The sequence below is a fragment of the Halorubrum orientale genome (genome assembly GCF_059623105.1).
On the sequence record NZ_JBSPSR010000004.1, the window covers coordinates 280,922 to 300,928 of the forward strand.

Consider the following 20,007-nt stretch of genomic DNA (forward strand, 5'->3'; position numbering starts at 1 on the left):
CGGCAATCCTACGCTGGCCGGTCGGCATCGAGCGTGCGGTACAGCTCCGTTTCGATGCGCTCTACGTACTCTGCAAGCGTCTCCTCGAACGTCTCGTCGTCAACGACGACACCCTGGAGACGCTCGCGCGGATTCGGCGGCAATTCGACGTGGAACGCTCCGTCTTCGTACATTGGCTCCGACTCGTTGAGGACCATTTGGTCGATCCCGTGGATCAACTCTGAGTCGTGGCGATCGTTCATCTGGGAGAACGCGTTCTTGTACGCGCGTTGGAGCTCCGTAAAGTAGTTCGCGTACTTGTCTTCGAACTTCTCGGGGTCAAACTCGGCCATACTCCCACTAGGGAAACGAGCGAAAAAAGCCAGTCGGTCGGACCGGACGACACAGATGTGCCCTGGCCGTCAAGGAGGATGGAGCGGGAGAACGACGAGTGAATAAACCTCATGTGACGATATAAAATGTGGACTCGTCTACCTCGGTCAGATCCCACTACGGTGAACGAGAGCAAAGTGGAGTAAGCGAGGAGAGGGGAACACCGGAACGAGCGGGGCGGCCCGCAAACGAGACGAGTGCCGACGGCGGTCCCCACGAAGGGAGTGTCGCGCTCACCGATTCAGCGTGTGTATCGCCTGCCCACGGGCGTTCTCTGCGGCCTCCATCACGGCCTCGGCGAGCGTCGGGTGCGTGTGAACCGTGGACGCGACGTCTTCGAGCGTCGCGCCGAGCTCGACTGCGAGGGCCGGCTCTGCGATCAGTTCAGAGGCCTCCGGCCCGACGATCTGTGCGCCGAGGACGAACTCGGTGTCGGCGTCGGCGACGATCCGCACGAAGCCGTCGGTGTGGCCGGTCGTCATCGCGCGGCCGGAGGCGTCGAACGACATCTCTCCGATGACGGGGTCGAACCCGGCCTCGTCGGCGTCGGCCGCCGTCATCCCAACGGTTCCGATCTCGGGGTCGGTAAAGACGGCAGCGGGGATCGCCTGCGCGTCGAGCGCGGCGGGCTCACCGGCAACGACCTCCGCGGCGACGACGCCCTCCTGTGAGGCCGCGTGTGCGAGCATCGGATCGCCCGCGACGTCACCGACGGCGTGTACGTGGTCGACGGCGGTGCGGGTGCGGTCGTCGGTGTCGAGGAAGCCGCGGTCGGTCGGCTCGATACCAGCGTTCTCGAGAGCGAGGCCGTCGGTCACCGGCGCGCGCCCCACAGCGACGAGCACGCGGTCGGCCGGATACGCCGACTCTTCCCCGTCGTCGGTCTCCGTGTGAATCAGGTAGCCGCCGTCACCGGACTCCGACCAGCCACTGGCACCCTCGCCGAAGTGGAACTCGATGCCGAGATCCTCCGCGCGCCGTCTGACGATGCGTTTGACGTCCTCCTGGTACGGACCGAGGATGTCCTCAAGCATCTCGACGACGGTGACTGTGGTACCGAGTTTCGCGTAGACGGTCGCGAGCTCCATCCCGATGTACCCGCCGCCGACGACGACGAGCCGATCGGGAATGGACTCGGCCGCGAGCGCCGCCTTCGAGTCCCACACGTGGTCGTCCTCGAAGTCGAACCCGGGAATCTCAATCGGTCGGGACCCGGTGGCGACGACCACGTGCTCGAACCGGATGGACGTGGCGTCGCCGTCGCGCTGATCGGCGTCGTCGCGGTCGACGCGGACGGTGTGGTCGTCAAGGAACGACGCGGTCCCCGAGACGAGGTCGACGCCGTTGGCCTTACACAGCTTCTCGACGCCTCCGGTGAGCCGGTCGACGATCCCGTCTTTCCACTCGACCATCCGCGCGAGGTCGACGGCTGGGTCGGCGTGAATGCCCATCGCTTCGGCGGTTCCCGCCTCGTGCGCGAGACCGCTCGCCGTGATGAGCGCCTTCGACGGGATACACCCGCGGTTGAGACAGGCGCCACCGTACGCGTCGCGTTCGACGAGCGTCGTATCCACATCAAGCTGTGCGGCGCGGATGGCCGCGACGTAGCCGCCCGGGCCTGCACCGATTACCAGTACGTCCGTGTCAATCGTGTCGTCAGTGTCCGTCATTGGTGGGTCAAAAACAACAGGGGTTCTTCAAGCCGTTCGATCACTGTCTCGAGAAACGCCGCCGCGACCGCGCCGTCGGCGACCGACTGGTCAACCGCAAGCGAGAGCGGTATCGTCGACGCGGCGACCACATCGGCGGTTCCGTCAGGCCCTTCACGAACCGTCGGGCGCTTCTCGACAGTCCCCAGCGCGAGTGTAACCGGTGCTGAGTCGGTGACTGCCGGTGCGACGTGTTCGCGGCCGAGCACACCGGGGGCGGTGAGCGTGAACGCGGTGCCAGCCGATGGTGCATCGTCGGTCTCGACGAGGCCACCGTTTTCAGCGGCGTCGCTGTCGAGGGCTGTCGCCGCTGTCAGCTCGAATACCCCCCTGTCGGCGGCGTTCTCGACGAGCGTCGTCGTCAGCCCGTCGGCAGTCGTCACACCGACGCGAATGGGCCCTGGCTCGGCTGAGCCGTCGGCTTCGGCACCCTCGACGTCGAGTGCAGAATACCGATCGAGGCCAACAGCGACCGCCTTCGCGACGAAGGCCAGCAGACTAGGCTGATTGCCGTCTGCCGCCTGCGACGCGAGCCGGTCGCGGGCCGCGAGCACCGAGTCGACCGTGGCCGTGTCGTAGACGACAGTCGCCGTCGACGGGGTCGCCGTCGAAGTGGTCGCCGTTCCAGCGGTCGCCGTCTCGGCGGCCGGTTGGGTCGACGGCGACACAGGGGTGTCCGTCGATGCCGCCTCGATGGCGCTCGTCTCGACATCGGCACCGGTCGTCACAGCGTCGTCACCGGTCGTCTCGGCCTCCAGCTCGGCTGCGTACGTGCGAAGGCGCTCCTCGTCCACGACCGCCTCGCCGTCTCGCGTCTCGTCGGTCGGCACGCGATCGAGGGTGACACCGAGCTCGCCCGCGAGTCGGCGCGTCGCTGGCGTCGCAAGCGTGGTCGACCGCGAAGGCGCCTCACGGCTCTGAACGGCTGACGATCGGTCACCAGACCCGATATCGAGTGGCTTCGGACTCAACGATTCGTCTGCATCCGTGTCAGTCGTCGCTGTGGACGCCTCTTGACCACGGACTGCTGACTGGCGGTTATCGGAGCCGAGATCGAGTGGCTTCGGACCTGACGTCGCGTGATCCTCCATGCCGGATCCCGTATCGGTTTCGGCCACGTGATCCGTGACGTCCCCAGCGGTGATCCGGCCGGACGGTCCAGTACCCTCAACGGCCGTGATGTCGACACCGTGTTCGCGGGCGAGCCGGCGAACTGACGGGGGCGCGAAGACGCGACCCGACGGGACCGCCACCGCGTCGGTAGCGGCCTCGTCGGTCGATTCGGCGGCAGCAGAGGCGTCCCCATCGGTTGAGTCGCGGTCACTGGGAGACTCCTCATCCGTCGGGCTCGCCGTACCCGCGCCCGCCTCGGATGACGAGTCAGAGCCGGTTACCCGGTCGATGGTCGCGAGCGGGTCGTCGACGGCGACGACGCTTCCCTCCTCGACCGAGAGCGATTCGACGACGCCATCGACTGACGCGGTCACCTCGACGAGTGACTTGTCGGTCTCGACCTCGGCGACGAGGTCGCCAGCCGCGACGTGGTCGCCCGGAGCGACCAGCCACGAGACCAGCTCGCCTTCCGACGCGTCGCCGGCGTCCGAAAAGCGGAGTGTTTCGGTCATGGTCTGAACTCTACAGCCTCCCTGATACCTCTCTCGATGTCTCTCACCAGCTGGGTCCGCGCCGACTCACTGTGAGAGGACTGCTCGTCCGAGGCCCACTCGTCGGAAGTCGGGGTGACACCGACAACCGGTGCCTCCTGGTACAACAGCGACTCAGCCTGGAGGAACGCCGTGATCTCCGACGCGAGTCCCTCGGCGAGCGAGGCCGGCTGTACGACCACGGCACGGCCAGTTCGCCGGAACGTTTCGCGTATCGTCTCGCAGTCGAGCGGTGCGAGCGTGTGGAGGTCGACCACCGTACAGTCGGTCCCCGAATCGGCCAACGCCTCGGCCGCTCGAAGCGTCGGTCTCGTCGCGGCCCCGGCGGAGAACGCCGTCACGTCGTCGCCACGACGCACGACACGTGACGACCCTCCCTCGAGCGCGACGAGCTCTCGATCCCGCGGGACCATCGTTCGGGCGTGGTCCGCGGCCGGTGGGTCGAACACGACTACTGGGCGCGGATCGTGAAGCGCCGCAGCGAACAGGTCGGCGGCATCCGCCGCGGTCGATGGTGCGAGGACGACCGGCCCGGCGTCCCGCGTTGCCGCCGTGTCAGCGTCGGCGGGCTCGTCGGCGGCTGTACCGTTCCGTAGCGCCGACCCTGTTCGGACGAGACTCGAACAGACGGCAGATGCGTCACTCGGCCGGACCGACTGGGTGGGAACACGAATCGTCACCGGCGGGGGTGTGGCATCGGCGGACCGACGCGCAGGTGGGACTCGGTCGACCGCCTCCGCCACCGCTGCCGGGGAACCGCCGGCCGTGACAACCGGATGGACTCCCGCGGTGGCCGCGCCGACCGCACAGTCGACGAGCGTGGCCGTGCCAACCGGAAGCGACAGGACGCGACCGTGGCCGACAGCCGACGCCAACGCGTCGAGCTCGCGGCGCGTGCGATCCGACGCGTCGACCGTGCTTCCGAACAGCACGTAGTCGTTGCTCGCCTGGAGCGCCGCGCGGAGTTCGGCATGGATCGCCTGCCGCGGGGTGAGCGAGCGCGTATGTGCCGCACCCGTATCACCGGTGGGTGTCTCCGCTGCTTCGGCGACCACGGCCGCATCGGTCGCGCCGTCTGCGGTTCGCGCGGTTGTGGGCGTTTCAGCCGGTGGTGCGGGCCCACGACTGAGCGCTTCGTCGACCGCCTCGGCCACGCGAGCGCGCGCATCTGCTTCGATCGCGTCGAGGTCTGCGGCGTCGAGAGCACCGGTGGACCGGAGGTACTGCTCCAGTCGCGACGACGACGCGGCCGCCGAATCCGTCACTCGACAGCCGACGGCCTCGATCACGACCGCTCTGGGTCGATCTGTCGGCTGGCCACGCGCGTGCTCGACGGCGGCTGCCGTGACGGCGGACACGGCGAGCGGATCCGAGCCGTCGACACGGATCGTCTCGAGTCCAGACGCCGCGGCCTGGCGAGCCGGTCGCGACGGAGGCATGCGGTGGGCAGCGGGCGCAGCTCGTGGACGCTCGGCCTGGCGCCGGTCCGTCGGGACGCAGACGAACACGACGGGTGCGTCGAGCGCACTCGCGAGTCCACACGCCTCGTGAAACGCCCCGCTGCTGGTCGCGTCGCCGTCGACGTAACACAGTGCCACCGCGTCATCACCTTGGTGTGTGCTACCCCAGGCCGCACCGGTTGCACGCGCCGCCGCAGCGCGCGGTGGGGTGGCCGACTCGACGCGGGTGTCGGTCACAGCGCTCGCCGGGTCAAGCCGCGACCGAATTGTCGCAGTCAACGACTCCTGGTGGACGAGCGCTGTCGCGTGTGTCGGCCGTGACGCCCAGAGCGTGTCTTGTGGGTCCAGTGCGGCCGCCGAAGCGACCTGGGTCGTTGTGAAGCCAGCGACTGGTCGATACGAGTGCAATCGGCCTTGCTCGCGCAGGCTCAAGGCCCGTCGATCCGCGTGAGCGGCGAGTCGCAGCGTGCGAGCGAGCTCGACGAGCGCGTCGGGGGAACGGTCGGGGGGGTCACCGACGACAGACCCGTCCGCATCGAGGATGCGAACCGGATCGTCGGGAAATCGATCGAAGACGCTCACCGGTGGGACCACTCCATCATGGATGTGGATTCTAACGCCCGGGTAATATCGTTTCTGCGAAGTGCGGGACCGATGCGGACCATGGGCCCGATCATCAGGGGCGGCTCACCCAAGCCGGAACGACGGCTCGTCGGGATCGAATGACCGCTCGCTGTCGTCGGGATCGACCGAGTGACTGTCCGCCTCCTCGGCGTCTGCACCATCGAGGTCGTCGAGCAGGATCACGTCGTCAGACCGGTCTTCGAGCTGCGACTCGAGGTACGCGACGTAGCGTTTGTGCTCTTCGAGCTGTTCGCGGAGATGGTCCGCCTCAAGCTCGAGCCGCTCGTGTTCGCGGACAAAACTCTTTGGGACCTCGACCCGCGGAGGAAATGGGGCCGGGTCGTCGTCGCCGTCGCGCTCAGCGTCCGGAACGACACTGACCTGGCCATCGTGGGCAACGAGGTCGTCGACGTAGTCGCGGAACACGGCCGACAGCGAGATGTCGCGGTCCTCAGCAATCTCCCGCAGTGTCTCGAAGGCGTCCTCGTTGACACGGAAGGAGATTGTCTTGTTCTTATTGCCCATTGCCGGCACATAGCAGTCACGAGTACTTTAACGTTCGTCAGACGAGCACAACGGGTTGGCGACCGCGGCGCGATCGGGTTGACGTGACCGAGTCGACGTGGCTGAGACAGCGTGCCCGGGAGCCCGCGTCTGAGCGGATACCTCAGTCGGCGGCGGGATCGGGTGCGTCTGTCGTGTCGGTACCGTCGGCAGCGAGCTCGTCGGTCTCATCGAGGTCCTCGAGCGCGGACAGCGACGCACGCTTGTACGTCGCCGGATCGAGCGCGTACTGCTCGTCGGCCATCCGTGCGTACTCGTTGCCGTCGTCGTCGAACGCGGCGACGCGGTCGATCGTTCGCCGAGCCGTTTCGGCGACCCAGCGGTCGCGGACAGCCGCGTCGACCGTCGTGATCGACTCGGGTCTGACCGACACGCGGATCTCACCGTCGTCGGTCTCGTACGTCCGGGGCTTACCCACGACTGCGACGTAGGCAGGTGGCTCGAGTGCGCGGAGCGTGGAGGCGGCTTCGGGCTGGTACTGGCCGGCGTACACGAAGAACGTCCCTGTCGGGTCGACGATGCGTCCCCGCCAGTACTCGCTGTCTTCGCCGACGTCATCGCGCTCGGTGAGCGTGCCGATGAAGAAGACGCGGTTGGCCGACGCGCCAGTCGGCAACAGCAAGTACACTGGGGCGCGCTCGTCGTCCGACTCCTTGAACGTGTAGCCGGCATCGTTGAACTCACTCGCGAAGACGCGGCGCGCGACCTCGCGAGTTGGGGCAGATCCGCTCATCTCAGATCGACCTCGCTTCGATAAGTACGCTCTCGACGTCTACCGGCCCAGGCTCTTCGAACTCGTCGACCAGAACGTATCGGCCGAACGTTGGCCCGGTAACGCGGTAGTAACGACCGAGGACGTCGTCAGCCATTTCTTCAGCGACGACAGTCGTATCGAGCGCGTCCATCGCGAGATCCTTCGCTTCCTCGAGGGTCATTCCAGTGAGTCGCTCCGTGGCCTCGCGGTCGAAGATGACCTCAGTGACGGTCTCGCCGTCGTCGAGGACGCCTTTGATTCGAAGGTCGAACTCGCCGTCGACCTGGCCGTGTTCAGAGCACCGGCCGTTCTGGAGGACTCGGGTACAGTCTTCCTCGGGACAGCGCTTGATCAGTCCGGAGCCGGACTGGATGTCGACGAGCGCGCCTTTGACCGTGTCGGCGTCGTCGCCGACCTCGATCGACTCGTCAAGCTCCGTGATCTGTGTGGTCCGGTTGAGTTTGACCGAGTATCGGCCCTCGTACTCGTCGGTGACGACGTTCGAGAGCGCGTACGACTGGCCCTCCGAGAGCGCCGGAAGGTCCGACGTCTCAAACGCGACGAACTTGATCGTGCCCGACTCGTCGCCGAGGAGCCCGACTTGAGCGATCGAATCGCTGCGGGGCTCCCAGAGGTCGACGAGCGTCACTCGCAGGTCGACCCATTGTTCGTCTTCGTCGACGTCGCCAACCTGAACGCGGGTGGCACTGCCGGGGGCAAGCTCGTCGCGGTCGAGTCCGGCGTCGTCAAGGTAGCTGTTGGTGACGCTTCGGCGCGCCTCCTCGAGCGGGACGCGGTACTCGTCGACGAGGTTCTCGAGTTGAGACTCGATCTCCGCGGGGTCCACCTCGAGGTGGTCCGAGAACTGTTCTGCCATCGCTTCCGCTTCCTGTCGCAGTTCGCTCATGGGTGTCTCGCCTCCGGTCGTGTTTCTGTGGGAGGCGTACGATAGTTGGTTCCTCATCGTATTAAAACGCCGGTGACCGGGGTGAAAGTGGCAAATTGTCTGACGGACGGCAGCCGCACGGCAGTCGGGCGCGGGCGGTGTTTCGAGTGGAACGTGCCGAAACGCAGATCACAGCGGCGGGCTCCGGTAAGCCAGCGACGAACATTTTACCGGGGCGGCCGAATGGCTCGTATGGATGACCGGCTCGAGCGAGTGATCCGCGGGCAGCTCCGGAAGGCCGGCCGGCAATTCGAGGCGGCGAAGCAGGCCTACGAGGAGGGACGAACAGACACCACGGACGCGAACGAGGCCGCCGAACGGTACGACCCACCAACTGACGAAGCGGGACGCGCACAGATCGTCTGTCGACGGTACGCGGAGCGACGGACCGTCGAGGTCGACAAGGCGGGGCGGCCGGCGTGTTTCGAGGCCGCCCACGCCGACTGTGAGGGGTGTGCCGCGGACGTTCGGGCGGGCCGTGTCGAGACGTGGTGATCAGTGTTCCGAGGTGGCGTAAAGCCACGCTATCGCCGACCCGGTTCCTGGCAACGAGTGCGACAGCCTGTCAGCACCAATCGTGGATTGCCACCGCTCCGACTGGCTATCGCAGCGTGGATTGATCCAGTAGCCACGGTAGTCTGCCGGCGACAATCGGTAGCATCTCTGAGGTATCACAGAGGTCGTCACACCGCCCGAGGGTGGCACACCGTACGGGCCGCTCCACCATAGAACTGATATATTCCGTGAATTCATATCGAGTAGAGAATGACCCGACAGATCAGTCGGCGCCGCGCGCTCGCAGGGCTCGGCCTTGCGGTCGGGAGTACCGGCTGTGCCGGTCGGGCACAGAATATCGCGGGGCGTGAGAGTTCCACACAGCTCGTGTTGGAGATCCGAACCACGCCGGCCGACGAGGATCCAAACGGGATCCGAATTGCACGCGGACTCGCCGAGAGGTTGACCGAGATTGGTATCGACGCACGGATCGAGACGATGAGCCAGACGGACCTCCACCGGACGGTGCTTCTCAACCACGACTTCGACGTGTACGTTGGGCAGTACACGGAGGTGCTCCCGTACGATCCGGACGTCCTCTACGGGCTCACCCACTCGAAGTTCACCGCCGAGCCAGGGTGGCAGAACCCATTTGGTCTGACCGACCTCGAGATTGACGAACTGCTGGACGAGCAACGGGCTCCAGGCGGATCCGACCGTGCGCAGGTCGTCTCGACCCTGCAAGAAGCGGTATGTGAGAAACAGCCATTCACGGTTGTCGCCTTCCCGGACGCACTGGCCGCGGCACGAACAGATCGCTTCGTTGGATGGGAAACGAAACCACCGATAGCCGCGACGGGACTGCTGTCACTCGAGCATGTCGAACCAGAGGCCGAAGACAGCGAACCAGTCACTCTTCGTCTCACGTCGACTGACGGGCGGATCTCAACGAATTGGAACCCGCTCGCCGCAGAGTACCGCCGGTACGGCACGTTCACCTCACTTCTGTACGACCAAATCGCAATAGCCGACAACGGAGCCACGATCCCATGGCTCGCTCGCGGCTGGGAGTGGCTCGATCCGGAGACGCTCGAGATCGAACTGCGGGATTCGACGTGGCACGACGGCGAGCCACTGACGGCAGGGGACGTCGCGTTCACCTACACCTTTCTTCGAGATACCTCGCTAGGTAACGCCGAGACGCCGATACCTGCCCCCCAGTTTCGCGGCCGTAGCTCGATCGTAGATTCGGTCGCGGCCGTCGACGACTCGACCGTTCGATTGGTCGTCGGTGCCGCCGGTGAGGAGATCGCTGAGCGGGCTCTCCAAGTCCCGGTACTCCCAAAGCACGTCTGGGGCGATCGAGTCAGGACGGCGACGGTCGGCGGGTTCGAGTTCGATGTCGAAACGACAGAAGCACTCGTCACGGCCAACAAAGCTCCCGTTGGAAGTGGTCCGATGCGGTTAATCGAGGCGGACCCGGACAAACGGGTCGTCTTCGAGCGGAACCCAGATCACTTCCTCGTTCGGTCCGGCGCTGCGAGGGATGATAGGGCTGGATCGACGACGGGGATCGAAGACGAGGGATCGGTGCTCAAATCGTATCGTAAAAAGCCAGAATTTGAACGTCTCGAAGTCTTTATTGTCGGATCAGACGTATCTGCGGTACAGTGGGTCGCTGACGGCTACGCTGATGGGACGGTGTCGAATCTCGGGCCAGATTCGGTTCCTCGGATCGGTCGCGAGAGCGACATCCGCCTCGTGAGCACGCAGTCTGCCGCGTTCTACTACGTGGGATACAACACCCGACGCGCGCCGCTTTCGAACCCGCGGTTTCGTGGAGTTCTCGCGTCGCTCGTGGACAAGCCGGCTATTGTCGACGACGTATTCTCGGGGTACGCTCAACCGGCCACCAGCCCGCTGGCAATGTCACCCGAGTGGGTCCCTGAGCATCTCACGTGGGACGACAACCGCGAGAAAGACGCCGTTCATCCGTTCCGTGGAGAGGGCGGATCGCTCGATGTCGGCGCGACGCGCGAGGAACTTCAGGCGATTGGGTACCGATTCGATGAGTCGAACAGGCTGCTCGCGCGGGACCCATAGTCATGTCACTTCAGGTCGTTACTGACACTCCCATACTCTCGGTCGTGACGAGCGTTTTGCTCTGGGTAGCCGCGATGTGTCTCGTCGTGGGAGTCGTCGTCGTCGGCCCGTCGGGGCTGTACCGGGTCGGCAAGAACCTCCTTCCACACGTTCGCGAGTCGCGTCGAGAGACCGTTGCCTTGCTCGTCGTGCTCTTCGTGAGTGGAATCAGCCGACCAGCGCTCCAGTCGATATCAGCGGTGTTTGGTCTGCGATTGACCAGCACCATCTTGATCGTGGAGGGCGGATTCGTTTCGTGGATCCAGGGGACGTTCCAAGATCCACAGCTGACGCTGTACTTCTCGTCGGTCTACGTGTTCGGATACGCGTTTCTCCTCGTGTTTCCGTTCATCGCGTACGCCGCCTTACCGGATGCGACGGTCGTGAGACGGCTGATCGTGGCGTACACGCTTAATTACGCGCTCGGACTCGTGGTGTACACCCTCGTGTTGGCGTACGGTCCGCGGAACGTGATGCCGGACGCTGTGACCTCACTTCTGTACACGTTCAACCCAGACTTTCAGACGCTTACCGGACAGGTGAACGTGGAGACGAACGTGTTCCCCTCACTTCACACCTCGCTGTCGGTGACGGTCGCGGTGTTCGCCTCGCTTACGCACGGAACGTACCCCAGGTGGACACCTATCGCCTGGTGGATCGCCCTCTCGGTCGTCGTCTCGACGATGTACCTCGGGATCCACTGGCTCACAGATGTGGTCTGTGGAACTGCTCTCGCACTAGGCTGTGTGTACGTGTCGTATCGCTACGTAGACGCGGTCGAAGAACCGCGAGGAGGACGCCAGTGAGACCGTAGACGGCGCGGAAAAAGAAAGCCCACGACAGTGCTTACAGGAGAATCAAGAAAGACGATAGATCAGTTCGACGACTGAGACCGCCACCGACTAGTACAATCGGTGAATACTGTGGGGCATGCCAGCGCCCGACGCCTCCGAAGCGAGTGGTGAACAGCAAGACGATGCCACCACAAATGGTGCCGCCACGGCCGGCTCGGTCGCACGCGAGTCGCCGCCGGTCGCGCTGACGATCGCCGGCAGCGACAGCGGCGGAGGGGCCGGGATCCAGGCAGACCTGCGGACAATGGCGGCACACGGCGTCTTCGGCACGACGGCGGTGACGGCCACGACCGCACAGAACACCCGTGGCGTCCACGACGTCCACCCGCTGCCTGCCGACCACGTCGCCACGCAGTTCGAGGCCGTCGTTGACGACCTCGGGCCGGCGGCGGCCAAGACGGGGATGCTCGCCACGAGCGAGATCGTCGAGACGGTGACAGCCGTCCTCACGGCGTACGGCGGCCCGGTCGTCGTCGATCCCGTGATGGTCGCCGCGACCGGCGATCGACTGTTGTCGCCCGCGGCGGAGGCGGCCTACGAGGATCTCGTTGCCCGCGCGACGCTCGTCACCCCGAACGTCGACGAGGCGGAGGTGCTCGTCGACCGAGCGGTCGAGACGCCGGCTGATGCCGCCACGGCGGGTCGGCGACTCGTCGAGTGGGGGGCCGACGCGGCGCTCGTGAAGGGCGGACACCTCGACGGGGGCGAGGATGCGCCCCCTGAAGCCGACACACGGGAAGCCAGCACCGTGGTCGACACGCTCGTGATCGGTGACGAAGCCGGACGCGAGCCGACCGTGCGCCAGATCGAGAACCCGCGGATCGAGACCGACGCGACCCACGGATCTGGCTGCACGCTCTCCAGTGCGATTACCGCCCGACTAGCGCGCGGCGAGCCGCTGGCGTCGGCGACGGTCGAGGCGGTGAGTGAAATGCACGAGGCGATTCGCCGCGGGTACGACGTCGGGTCCGGGCCGGGAGCGGTGAACGGGTCCATCCTTGACGGCGGCCGGCCGAACGACCGCGACTGACCGACTCGGTCGGATCGCACGACGGCCACCGGCGCCACACCCGCAGGGTTTTACCGGCCCCCGCCGGGGGTACGAGTATGCCAACGGGGATCGTCGGAGAGTTCCTCGAACTCAAAGCAGAGACGGACGCGGACGTCCTGGCGATGCAGTGTGGTGACTTCTACGAGTTCTTCGCGGACGACGCCGAGCTCGTCGCCGACGAGCTCGATCTGACCGTCTCACAGAAGTCGTCACACGGGTCCTCGTACCCGATGGCCGGGGTGCCACTGACCGAGCTGACGCCGTATCTACGAGCGCTCGTCGAGCGAGGTTACCGCGTCGCCGTCGCCGACCAGTATGAGACAGACGACGGCGGCCACGCCCGCGAGATCGTCCGGGTCGTCACGCCAGGGACGCTTCTCAAGACGAGCGACGACGACGCGCGATACCTGGCGACCATCGTCGCTGGCGGGGACAACGACGGCCGCACCGGGGACAAGACGATGAGTGGCGTACCGGTCAGTGGCGAGGGCACACAGCCAATCGGCGTCGCGTTCGCGGACGTCACCACCGGTCGGTTCCTCGTCACCGAACTCGACGGGTGGGCGGACCTCCGCGCGGAGCTGTACCGGTTCGACCCGGCTGAAGTCGTTCCGGGGCCGGCGCTGCGCAACGACAACGCCTTCCTCGAGGCGGTACGCGAGGACCTTGGCGGAACTCTCTCGGTTTTCGATGCGGAGGCGTTCGCGCCGGGGCGTGCCGCCCACGCGGTTCGCGACCAGTTCGGCGCGTCGATCGCAGATAGCGTTGGACTCGACTCGACGCCCGCGACGCGCGCAGCCGGGGCTGCGCTCGCGTACGTTGACGAGACAGGCGCCGGTGTGCTGGCGTCGATGACGCGGCTAACCGGGTACGCCGCCACCGACCACGTCGAGCTCGACGCCACGACACAGCGCAACCTCGAGCTGACGGAGACCATGCGGGGCGAGACAACGGGATCGCTGCTCGAGGCGGTTGACCACACGGTCACCGCCGCTGGCGGCCGGCTGCTCCGGGAGTGGCTCACACGGCCAAAGCGCGACCGCGAAGCTCTCGAGCGACGGCTGGACGCGGTCGACGCGCTCGCCGGCGTGACACTCGAACGCGACCGGCTCACCACGATTCTCGAGGACGCGTACGACCTCGAACGCCTCGCCGCGCGGACCACGAGCGGGAGCGCCGGGGCACGAGCACTCGTATCGATCCGAGACACGCTCGGCCTGCTGCCGGAGCTCGTAGACGCCGTCGAGGAAACGTCGCTCTCGACGACGCCGGTAGCCGATGTGCTCGCTCGGCCGAACTACGACGGCGCTCAGGCGCTTCGTGAAGCGCTCGAAGATGCGCTCGCAGACGACCCGCCGAAGACGAAGACCGAAGGAGGATTGCTGTGTCGCGGATACGATCCCGAGCTGGACGAACTGATCGAGCGACACGAGGCCGCCCGAGAGTGGATCGACACGCTCGCAGAGCGTGAAAAGCAGGCACACGGGCTCACCCACGTCACCGTCGACCGGAACAAAACGGACGGGTACTACATTCAGGTGGGCAAGTCGGTCGCCGACGAGGTTCCGGCTCACTACCGGGAGATCAAGACTCTCAAGAACTCGAAACGGTTCGTCACCGACGAGCTGGTCGAACACGAGCGCGAGGTGCTCCGGGTAGAGGAGGCGCGCGCCGAACTGGAGTACGAGCTGTTCGAGGCGCTTCGCGAGCGGGTCGCCGAGTCCGCAGCCCTGGTCCAGGACGTCGGGAGAGCCCTGGCCAGACTGGACGCGCTCATCTCGCTCGCGACGCACGCCGCGAGCGAAGACTGGACCCGCCCAACGCTCACCAACTCGCGCGAACTCACGGTGACAGCCGGGCGACATCCGGTCGTCGAACAGACGACTGACTTCGTGCCGAACGATCTGCGTCTCGACACCGACCGCGGGTTCCTGATCGTCACGGGGCCGAACATGAGCGGAAAGTCGACGTACATGCGGCAGGCGGCGTTGATCCAGCTGCTCGCACAGGCAGGGTCGTTCGTGCCGGCACGCGAGGCGCACATTGGGCTCGTCGATGGAATCTACACCCGGGTCGGCGCGCTCGACGAGCTCGCACAGGGACGGTCGACGTTCATGGTGGAGATGCAGGAGCTATCGAATATCCTCCACTCAGCGACGGCAGACTCGCTCGTGATACTGGACGAGGTCGGCCGCGGTACCGCCACCTACGATGGGATCGCCATCGCGTGGGCGGCGACAGAGTACCTGCACAACGAAGTGCGCGCGCGGACGCTGTTTGCGACCCACTATCACGAGCTAACGACGCTTTCAGACCACCTGCCTCGGGTGACAAACGTCCACGTCGCGGTCGATGAACGTGACGGCGGCGTCACGTTTCTGCGAACAGTCCGTGACGGCCCGACAGATCGGTCGTACGGGGTGCACGTCGCAGACCTCGCCGGCGTTCCGGCACCGGTCGTCGACCGCGCCGATCACGTGCTCGACCGGCTGCGAGAAGAGAAAGCGATAGAGGCCCGGGGAGGCACGGCTAATGGCGAGACGACACAAGCCGTCTTCGACCTCTCGACCGGCTCGTTCGCCACGGGTGCTGACGACACGAGAACCCGGAACGGAGAATCAACAACGGACACGACAGATAACGAGACGAGGGCCAGCGACGACTCGACAGCAGACTGCGACGACTCGGCAAACAGCGACGACTCAGCAGACAGCGACGTGGTCGACCCGGCCGCACAAGCCGTCCTCGAGGAGCTGACCGACCTAGATCTCAAAGAGACACCGCCTGTGGAACTGATTTCACTCGTGGACGCGTGGCAAGACCGGGTGACTGAAAATACGGGGGCCACACACGAGGGGTGACCACTGGAGCGCGAGCTGGCCGGTGGCAGACGCGTCTGACGCAAGAACTAATGTCCGAGGTGGTCGTTATTCTGCTATGGGTATCATGAGCAAGATTCTCGGCGGGGGCGGACAGCGCTCCGTCGAGGACTACGTCGAGCTCGACATCGACGAGTTCGCCGCCGTGAGCGCCGAGTCGAGCATGGAGGTCCACATCGCCGAAATCGCAGACCAGAGCGACGTCATTCCGATCAAAGACGCGATCTACGACGGCGACTTCGTAATCGCGGACATCACCCGCCACTCGACGTCCGACCGGACGATCGAGCGGATCGTCGACGAGCTTCGACAGGTCGTCGAAGAGGTCGACGGCGACATCGTCCAGAAAGGCGACGACCAGATCGTGGTAACCCCGACCGGTGTGCGGGTGTCGCGCGAGAAGCTCTCGTAGTCGACATACAGCTGTCTCGGCGTCGACCCGACGAGTCGTCCGAGCGTCGACGCTACAATCCATCCGGATATAGTTACGGAGACCGCCGTCGAGCGGCCGCAGAACCGCATCATATATGCCGCTCTCCGGGTGAGTGTAAGGTGAATGGACGAGCCGGTCCTACTCACGGGCGCGGGCGGGCGGGTCGGCCAGGCGATCCTCGACGGCATCGGCGAGAAGTACGAGTGGCGGCTGCTCGATCGAGAGCCGATCCCTGCGGCGAAGGTGCCGAGCCACGTCGCCGACGCGGATCAGTACGTCGCGGACATCACCGACGAGAGCGCCGTTCGGGCCGCGATGGCCGACGTCGGAGCAGTCGTCCACCTCGCCGGAGATCCGCGTAAGACCGCCCCGTGGGACTCGGTGTTACGAAACAACATCGACGGGACGCAGGTCGTGATGTCGGCTGCGGCTGCGGCCGGCGTCGACCGCTTCGCGTTCGCCTCCTCGAACCACGCGGTTGGCGGGTACGAGACCGATGACCGGACGCCCGAGCTGTACCGCACGGACGATGAGTACCAGCTCACGGGCGAGGAGTTACCTCGACCAGGCAATCTCTACGGCGTCTCGAAAGCGACCGGCGAGTTTCTTGGGCGTTACTACCATGACGAGTTCGGGTTGTCTGTCGTCTGTGTCCGGATTGGGAACCTCACCAAAGGTCACCCACCGCGGGAGTACGAGCGGGGTCAGGCGATGTGGCTCTCACACCGGGATTGTGCGCACCTCTTCGATCGCACGCTCCGGGCCGACTACGGCTTCGAGATCGTGTACGGCATTTCCGATAACGACCGCAAGTACTACTCGATCGACCGCGCCCGCGAGGTGCTCGGCTATGACCCACAGGACAACTCGGCGGAGTACTCCTTCGCGGGCGACCCACTCGAGGGGACCGACCACCTGGCAACCGAGACCGACCCGCCAGTCGACGAGCCGTGAACCGCCTCGAAGTCACGTGATTCGAGACGCAGAACGTCTCGTTATCACAGAAATATTCGATCTCTGTCCGACCCCGACGCTCGCCTGACTCACCTGCAGAAGACTCACTGGCGGCTACGCTCGATGGTCGTTCAACAGCTCACTCGAAGAGGCTGCCGACGTCCCGGCGCTTTCGGTTCGCCCGCTCGACATGGTCGTCGATCCGGGCGGCAATTTGTGGACGCCGCGTGGGGTGAGTGAGGTACGAGAATATGAGGTCGATCACCTGCGTGCGGCCGGTTCCTCGCTCCTCGATCGCGAGTGTTGCAGCCGCCTCAAGGGTATCCTCATTGCCGGCGTCGACTGTCGACGCGAGTCCCGGTGCCGCGAGAAGCGCGGCGTTGAGATCGAGCTCAGAAAACCCGATAGCGGTCCCGTCGACGCGGATTCGCGGCGGGACAGCCCGCTCTATGATCTCGGGATCGATCCGGAGTCGACGACACCACTCGACGACCGGATCGAGGGAGACGTCGCGATGGCCGGGAGAAACAGCGGTGAGATAGCCGACCGCGTTGGCCGCACAGCCGGCCGCCCCAGACCAGTTGCGATCTGTGGCATGGTGCGTCGCCGCGGTCGCCGCGATTAAGCCGTGGAGGAGTCGTTCGTCATCGCCCGTTTCAAGCGGCAGCCAGGCGGCCTCCCACGGCTCGTGAGCTGCGAGGTGGTACCCTTCGTTGAACAGCGCGACCCCGGCGTAGAGCGCGGAGGTCACCGCTGGGGGACCATCGGATGCGTCGTGCATGTATCGCTGTAGCGGTGAACCGGATAAAAAGCTACAGAGAAACGAGGAGAGAGTCCTCGGCCCAGCGAGGCATTCACTCCGGCGACGATTCGTCCGCCGGCTCGAACACGAGTATCCACCCGTCGCGTTGGACGCGGATCCGGAACGCTATGTACCCGAACTCGATCGCGTCCGGCTCACACCGAGACGACACCGGCTCGGTACTGAAGAGCGCGATCTCGACCGCCTCAACGTCCACGCACGCGTACAGTGGCTGGGTGGAAACGGCGCGAGGGTCGACGTCCATCGCGTCCGCGACGGTGAAGACGATGGCAGTGGTGAGCTCAACCGGCTCCGTCGAGTCGTAGTGGCGCTGGGCGACCGGTGACCGCGGCGGCTCGGGGTCGTCGGGTGCGTCGGGGTCGTCCGATGGATCCTCGTCACTCCCGCGCCGCATCCGTCTCACGAGGGGCCTGCACCCTCGCGTAGGTCGAGACCGGTGCTGATTCCGCGCAGCGCGAGCAACACTTGGTGGGCGTTCTCCCCGGGTGCGACCGTTTCGGTCGACTCGTCGAACAACAGGACATCCTCCTCGACGAGTTTGGGGACATGAGCGTGGTAAAGTGAGACGTACACCGCAGACCGTCGCTGGTCGGTGGGCGCCTCCGGGCCGTCCGTATGCTCCCACGCAGCGATAGCTTCGGCGAGGTCTTCGAGCGACCACACGGCGTCCTCGAGGAGCGCATAGCAGAGGTATCGACGACGAGGGTGCGAGCACCGCGCGCGCCCCGCCGTTCACGGTGTCCGAAAACGTCCTGACGGAGATTTGAACGCAGAAAGACGGTCGGCCTCGCTTCGCTCGGCCGCTGCGACGTTCCTACTCAACTCTCCGCGTCGATTCTTTCAGTACGCCTGCTCGCTACGCTCGGGACGTTGTACTGAAAGAAACGTCCTGACGGAGATTTGAACTCCGGTCCCTGGCTCCGCAAGCCGTCTCCAGAAGTAGTCTCCCACTTCCAACAACGACACATCGCTCCTCCATATAGCGAGCTTCTCCGTCTCCGTACTGTAATTGTATGTGCTTTCGGCTGATAAATACCCGCCTCGATGGTGTGACCGACAACGACGATTCCGTGAGTTCTTCACCCCTGACCCAAGACCGAATCTATTCCTTGTCGAAGGTTGAGGGCACTTCCTTGGCGAACAAAGACACGCACCTACTGCTCGTCCGAACGTACCACTGTACCGATTAGAGGGCTACTCGGTACACAGAAGTCCTCGGACGAGACGGTCGATATGAGTACCGGTGGGGGGGGGCACAACTGTCACAGGTCTTGACTGATTTAGTTGAAGAAGAGGTTCGGTATTGGTGATGGATAGATGTCTCTCGAAAACTGTCGTGACACTACTGACACCCCAACCGGTATTCAGGTTCTTGTGTCACGGATGAACGTTCTCTGTATGTACAAACTACGCGGGGGTCACGTGTCTTCTTCCTCGGTATCCCGACCGAGGGAGTATTTCAGGAAGACCAGCCCGAGAATCTTCTCTTTCGACGGGTCGCTCTCTCGGCGGAGTTCGTGGACTTCTCTCCACGCTCGCGCCATCCCGCCGTTCTCGATGAGGACCGCCATCACCTGTCTGACTGACAGGTCGGCTTCGACTATGAACTCGGATGATTCCCCAAGATAGTCTGCTATCTGCTCTTGGACGTTGATGTTTTTGAATCCAGAGTACACAATTTCTTTCGCCTCATCTGATAGCTCGGTTGTTATCCCCTCGCCTCGCGAGAATCCATCTATTTGCTCTTGAGTCGACATAATTCCAATTAAGTCAATCTCGATACTGTAGAAGTCGATAAATGCCTTCTCAACCTCTCTCGCGCGTGTCTTTGGATATGGCTCTTTGATTGTATCTGTGCTGAAGTAGTCTGAAAGGAATCGTTGAGAGTCAAGACTAAGTATCATATCACATAGATTTCTACCGTCAATCAACTTCACGTTCAGGTCATTAGCTATCTGCTCTGCTTGAGACGTGAATGAACTTGTTGTCACTATGACAACAGCGTCGACGCCACTCTCTTGTCGTCTGAGACTATCGTACTGCTGGACATCTCGACTGCTTATTTTATTGCCCTCAGCCCATCTCTTTGCCTGAATAAGCTGTTTCTGCTTGAATGGGGTACTCTGTTTAGCGATAACATCAATACCTCGGTCGCTTGAATCAGGCGTCTCTGTCGTTTTCCAGCCTCGTTCTTCCCATACGTCAGCAATCAAAGATTCAAATTCGCCTCCGTTTATTTGGCGAAGCTTAGAAAGAAGTTCGTCACGGCTTAGCTTCATTGAA

Annotated in this window: 17 protein-coding genes and 1 pseudogene; 7 read left to right on the forward strand and 11 right to left on the reverse strand. The window is 64.4% G+C overall.

What is annotated here, in order from left to right; all coding sequences use genetic code 11:
- Positions 1-8: 8 nt before the first annotated feature.
- From ACWUI7_RS06305 to ACWUI7_RS06335, 7 genes are all read right to left on the reverse strand, one after another.
- Positions 9-332, reverse strand: a complete 324-nt coding sequence (locus ACWUI7_RS06305) for a DUF5783 family protein (protein WP_496641367.1) — start codon at positions 330-332, stop codon at positions 9-11.
- 273 nt (positions 333-605) lie between these two features.
- The gene (gene lpdA / locus ACWUI7_RS06310; RefSeq protein WP_496641368.1) at positions 606-2,042 is read right to left on the reverse strand and encodes a dihydrolipoyl dehydrogenase; all 1,437 of its coding nucleotides are present in this window, start codon (positions 2,040-2,042) and stop codon (positions 606-608) included.
- Positions 2,039-3,706 carry a 2-oxo acid dehydrogenase subunit E2 gene (locus ACWUI7_RS06315; protein ID WP_496641369.1) on the reverse strand — a complete coding sequence of 556 codons (1,668 nt, stop codon included), beginning with the start codon at positions 3,704-3,706 and terminating at the stop codon, positions 2,039-2,041. Before ACWUI7_RS06315 ends, lpdA begins: the two co-directional genes overlap by 4 nt.
- On the reverse strand, positions 3,703-5,787 hold the full coding sequence (locus ACWUI7_RS06320) for a transketolase C-terminal domain-containing protein (protein WP_496641370.1): 2,085 nt from the start codon (positions 5,785-5,787) through the stop codon (positions 3,703-3,705). The genes ACWUI7_RS06315 and ACWUI7_RS06320 overlap by 4 nt, the downstream gene beginning before the upstream one ends.
- Before the next feature lie 105 nt (positions 5,788-5,892).
- Complete coding sequence (locus ACWUI7_RS06325) at positions 5,893-6,354, reverse strand: DUF8146 domain-containing protein (RefSeq protein ID WP_496641371.1); 462 nt, start codon at positions 6,352-6,354, stop codon at positions 5,893-5,895.
- Positions 6,355-6,496: 142 nt separating this feature from the next.
- The gene (locus ACWUI7_RS06330; RefSeq protein WP_496641372.1) at positions 6,497-7,126 is read right to left on the reverse strand and encodes an RPA family protein; all 630 of its coding nucleotides are present in this window, start codon (positions 7,124-7,126) and stop codon (positions 6,497-6,499) included.
- A gap of 1 nt (position 7,127) precedes the next feature.
- Positions 7,128-8,054: a replication factor A gene (locus ACWUI7_RS06335; RefSeq protein ID WP_496641373.1), complete on the reverse strand. Its 927-nt coding sequence runs from the start codon at positions 8,052-8,054 to the stop codon at positions 7,128-7,130.
- Between the two features lie 231 nt (positions 8,055-8,285).
- On the opposite strand from ACWUI7_RS06335, the gene ACWUI7_RS06340 reads away from it, so the two are divergent.
- From ACWUI7_RS06340 to azf, 7 genes are all read left to right on the forward strand, one after another.
- Entirely contained in the window at positions 8,286-8,588 is a 303-nt protein-coding gene (locus ACWUI7_RS06340) for a DUF7091 family protein (protein ID WP_496641374.1), read from the forward strand.
- A gap of 270 nt (positions 8,589-8,858) precedes the next feature.
- Complete coding sequence (locus tag ACWUI7_RS06345) at positions 8,859-10,691, forward strand: ABC transporter substrate-binding protein (protein ID WP_496641375.1); 1,833 nt, start codon at positions 8,859-8,861, stop codon at positions 10,689-10,691.
- Positions 10,692-10,693: 2 nt separating this feature from the next.
- On the forward strand, positions 10,694-11,536 hold the full coding sequence (locus ACWUI7_RS06350; RefSeq protein ID WP_496641376.1) for a phosphatase PAP2 family protein: 843 nt from the start codon (positions 10,694-10,696) through the stop codon (positions 11,534-11,536).
- A gap of 124 nt (positions 11,537-11,660) precedes the next feature.
- The gene (gene thiD / locus ACWUI7_RS06355) at positions 11,661-12,614 is read left to right on the forward strand and encodes a bifunctional hydroxymethylpyrimidine kinase/phosphomethylpyrimidine kinase (protein ID WP_496641377.1); all 954 of its coding nucleotides are present in this window, start codon (positions 11,661-11,663) and stop codon (positions 12,612-12,614) included.
- A 77-nt stretch (positions 12,615-12,691) separates the two neighbouring features.
- Positions 12,692-15,496: a DNA mismatch repair protein MutS gene (mutS, locus tag ACWUI7_RS06360; RefSeq protein WP_496641378.1), complete on the forward strand. Its 2,805-nt coding sequence runs from the start codon at positions 12,692-12,694 to the stop codon at positions 15,494-15,496.
- A gap of 76 nt (positions 15,497-15,572) precedes the next feature.
- Positions 15,573-15,926 (forward strand): cell division protein SepF, encoded by a 354-nt coding sequence (locus ACWUI7_RS06365; protein WP_496641379.1) that lies wholly within the window; start codon positions 15,573-15,575, stop codon positions 15,924-15,926.
- A 144-nt stretch (positions 15,927-16,070) separates the two neighbouring features.
- Positions 16,071-16,901, forward strand: a complete 831-nt coding sequence (azf, locus tag ACWUI7_RS06370) for an NAD-dependent glucose-6-phosphate dehydrogenase Azf (protein WP_496641380.1) — start codon at positions 16,071-16,073, stop codon at positions 16,899-16,901.
- Positions 16,902-17,040: 139 nt separating this feature from the next.
- Here the strand turns inward: azf and ACWUI7_RS06375 are convergent, their stop codons facing one another.
- The 4 genes and pseudogenes from ACWUI7_RS06375 to ACWUI7_RS06390 form a co-directional block, all read right to left on the reverse strand.
- On the reverse strand, positions 17,041-17,682 hold the full coding sequence (locus tag ACWUI7_RS06375; protein ID WP_496641381.1) for a DUF309 domain-containing protein: 642 nt from the start codon (positions 17,680-17,682) through the stop codon (positions 17,041-17,043).
- 73 nt (positions 17,683-17,755) lie between these two features.
- On the reverse strand, positions 17,756-18,118 hold the full coding sequence (locus ACWUI7_RS06380) for a HalOD1 output domain-containing protein (RefSeq protein WP_496641459.1): 363 nt from the start codon (positions 18,116-18,118) through the stop codon (positions 17,756-17,758).
- Positions 18,119-18,123: 5 nt separating this feature from the next.
- Positions 18,124-18,423: pseudogene (locus ACWUI7_RS06385) on the reverse strand (DUF7344 domain-containing protein); the annotation flags it as partial.
- A gap of 719 nt (positions 18,424-19,142) precedes the next feature.
- Entirely contained in the window at positions 19,143-20,003 is an 861-nt protein-coding gene (locus tag ACWUI7_RS06390) for a restriction endonuclease (RefSeq protein WP_496641382.1), read from the reverse strand.
- Positions 20,004-20,007 lie beyond the last annotated feature (4 nt).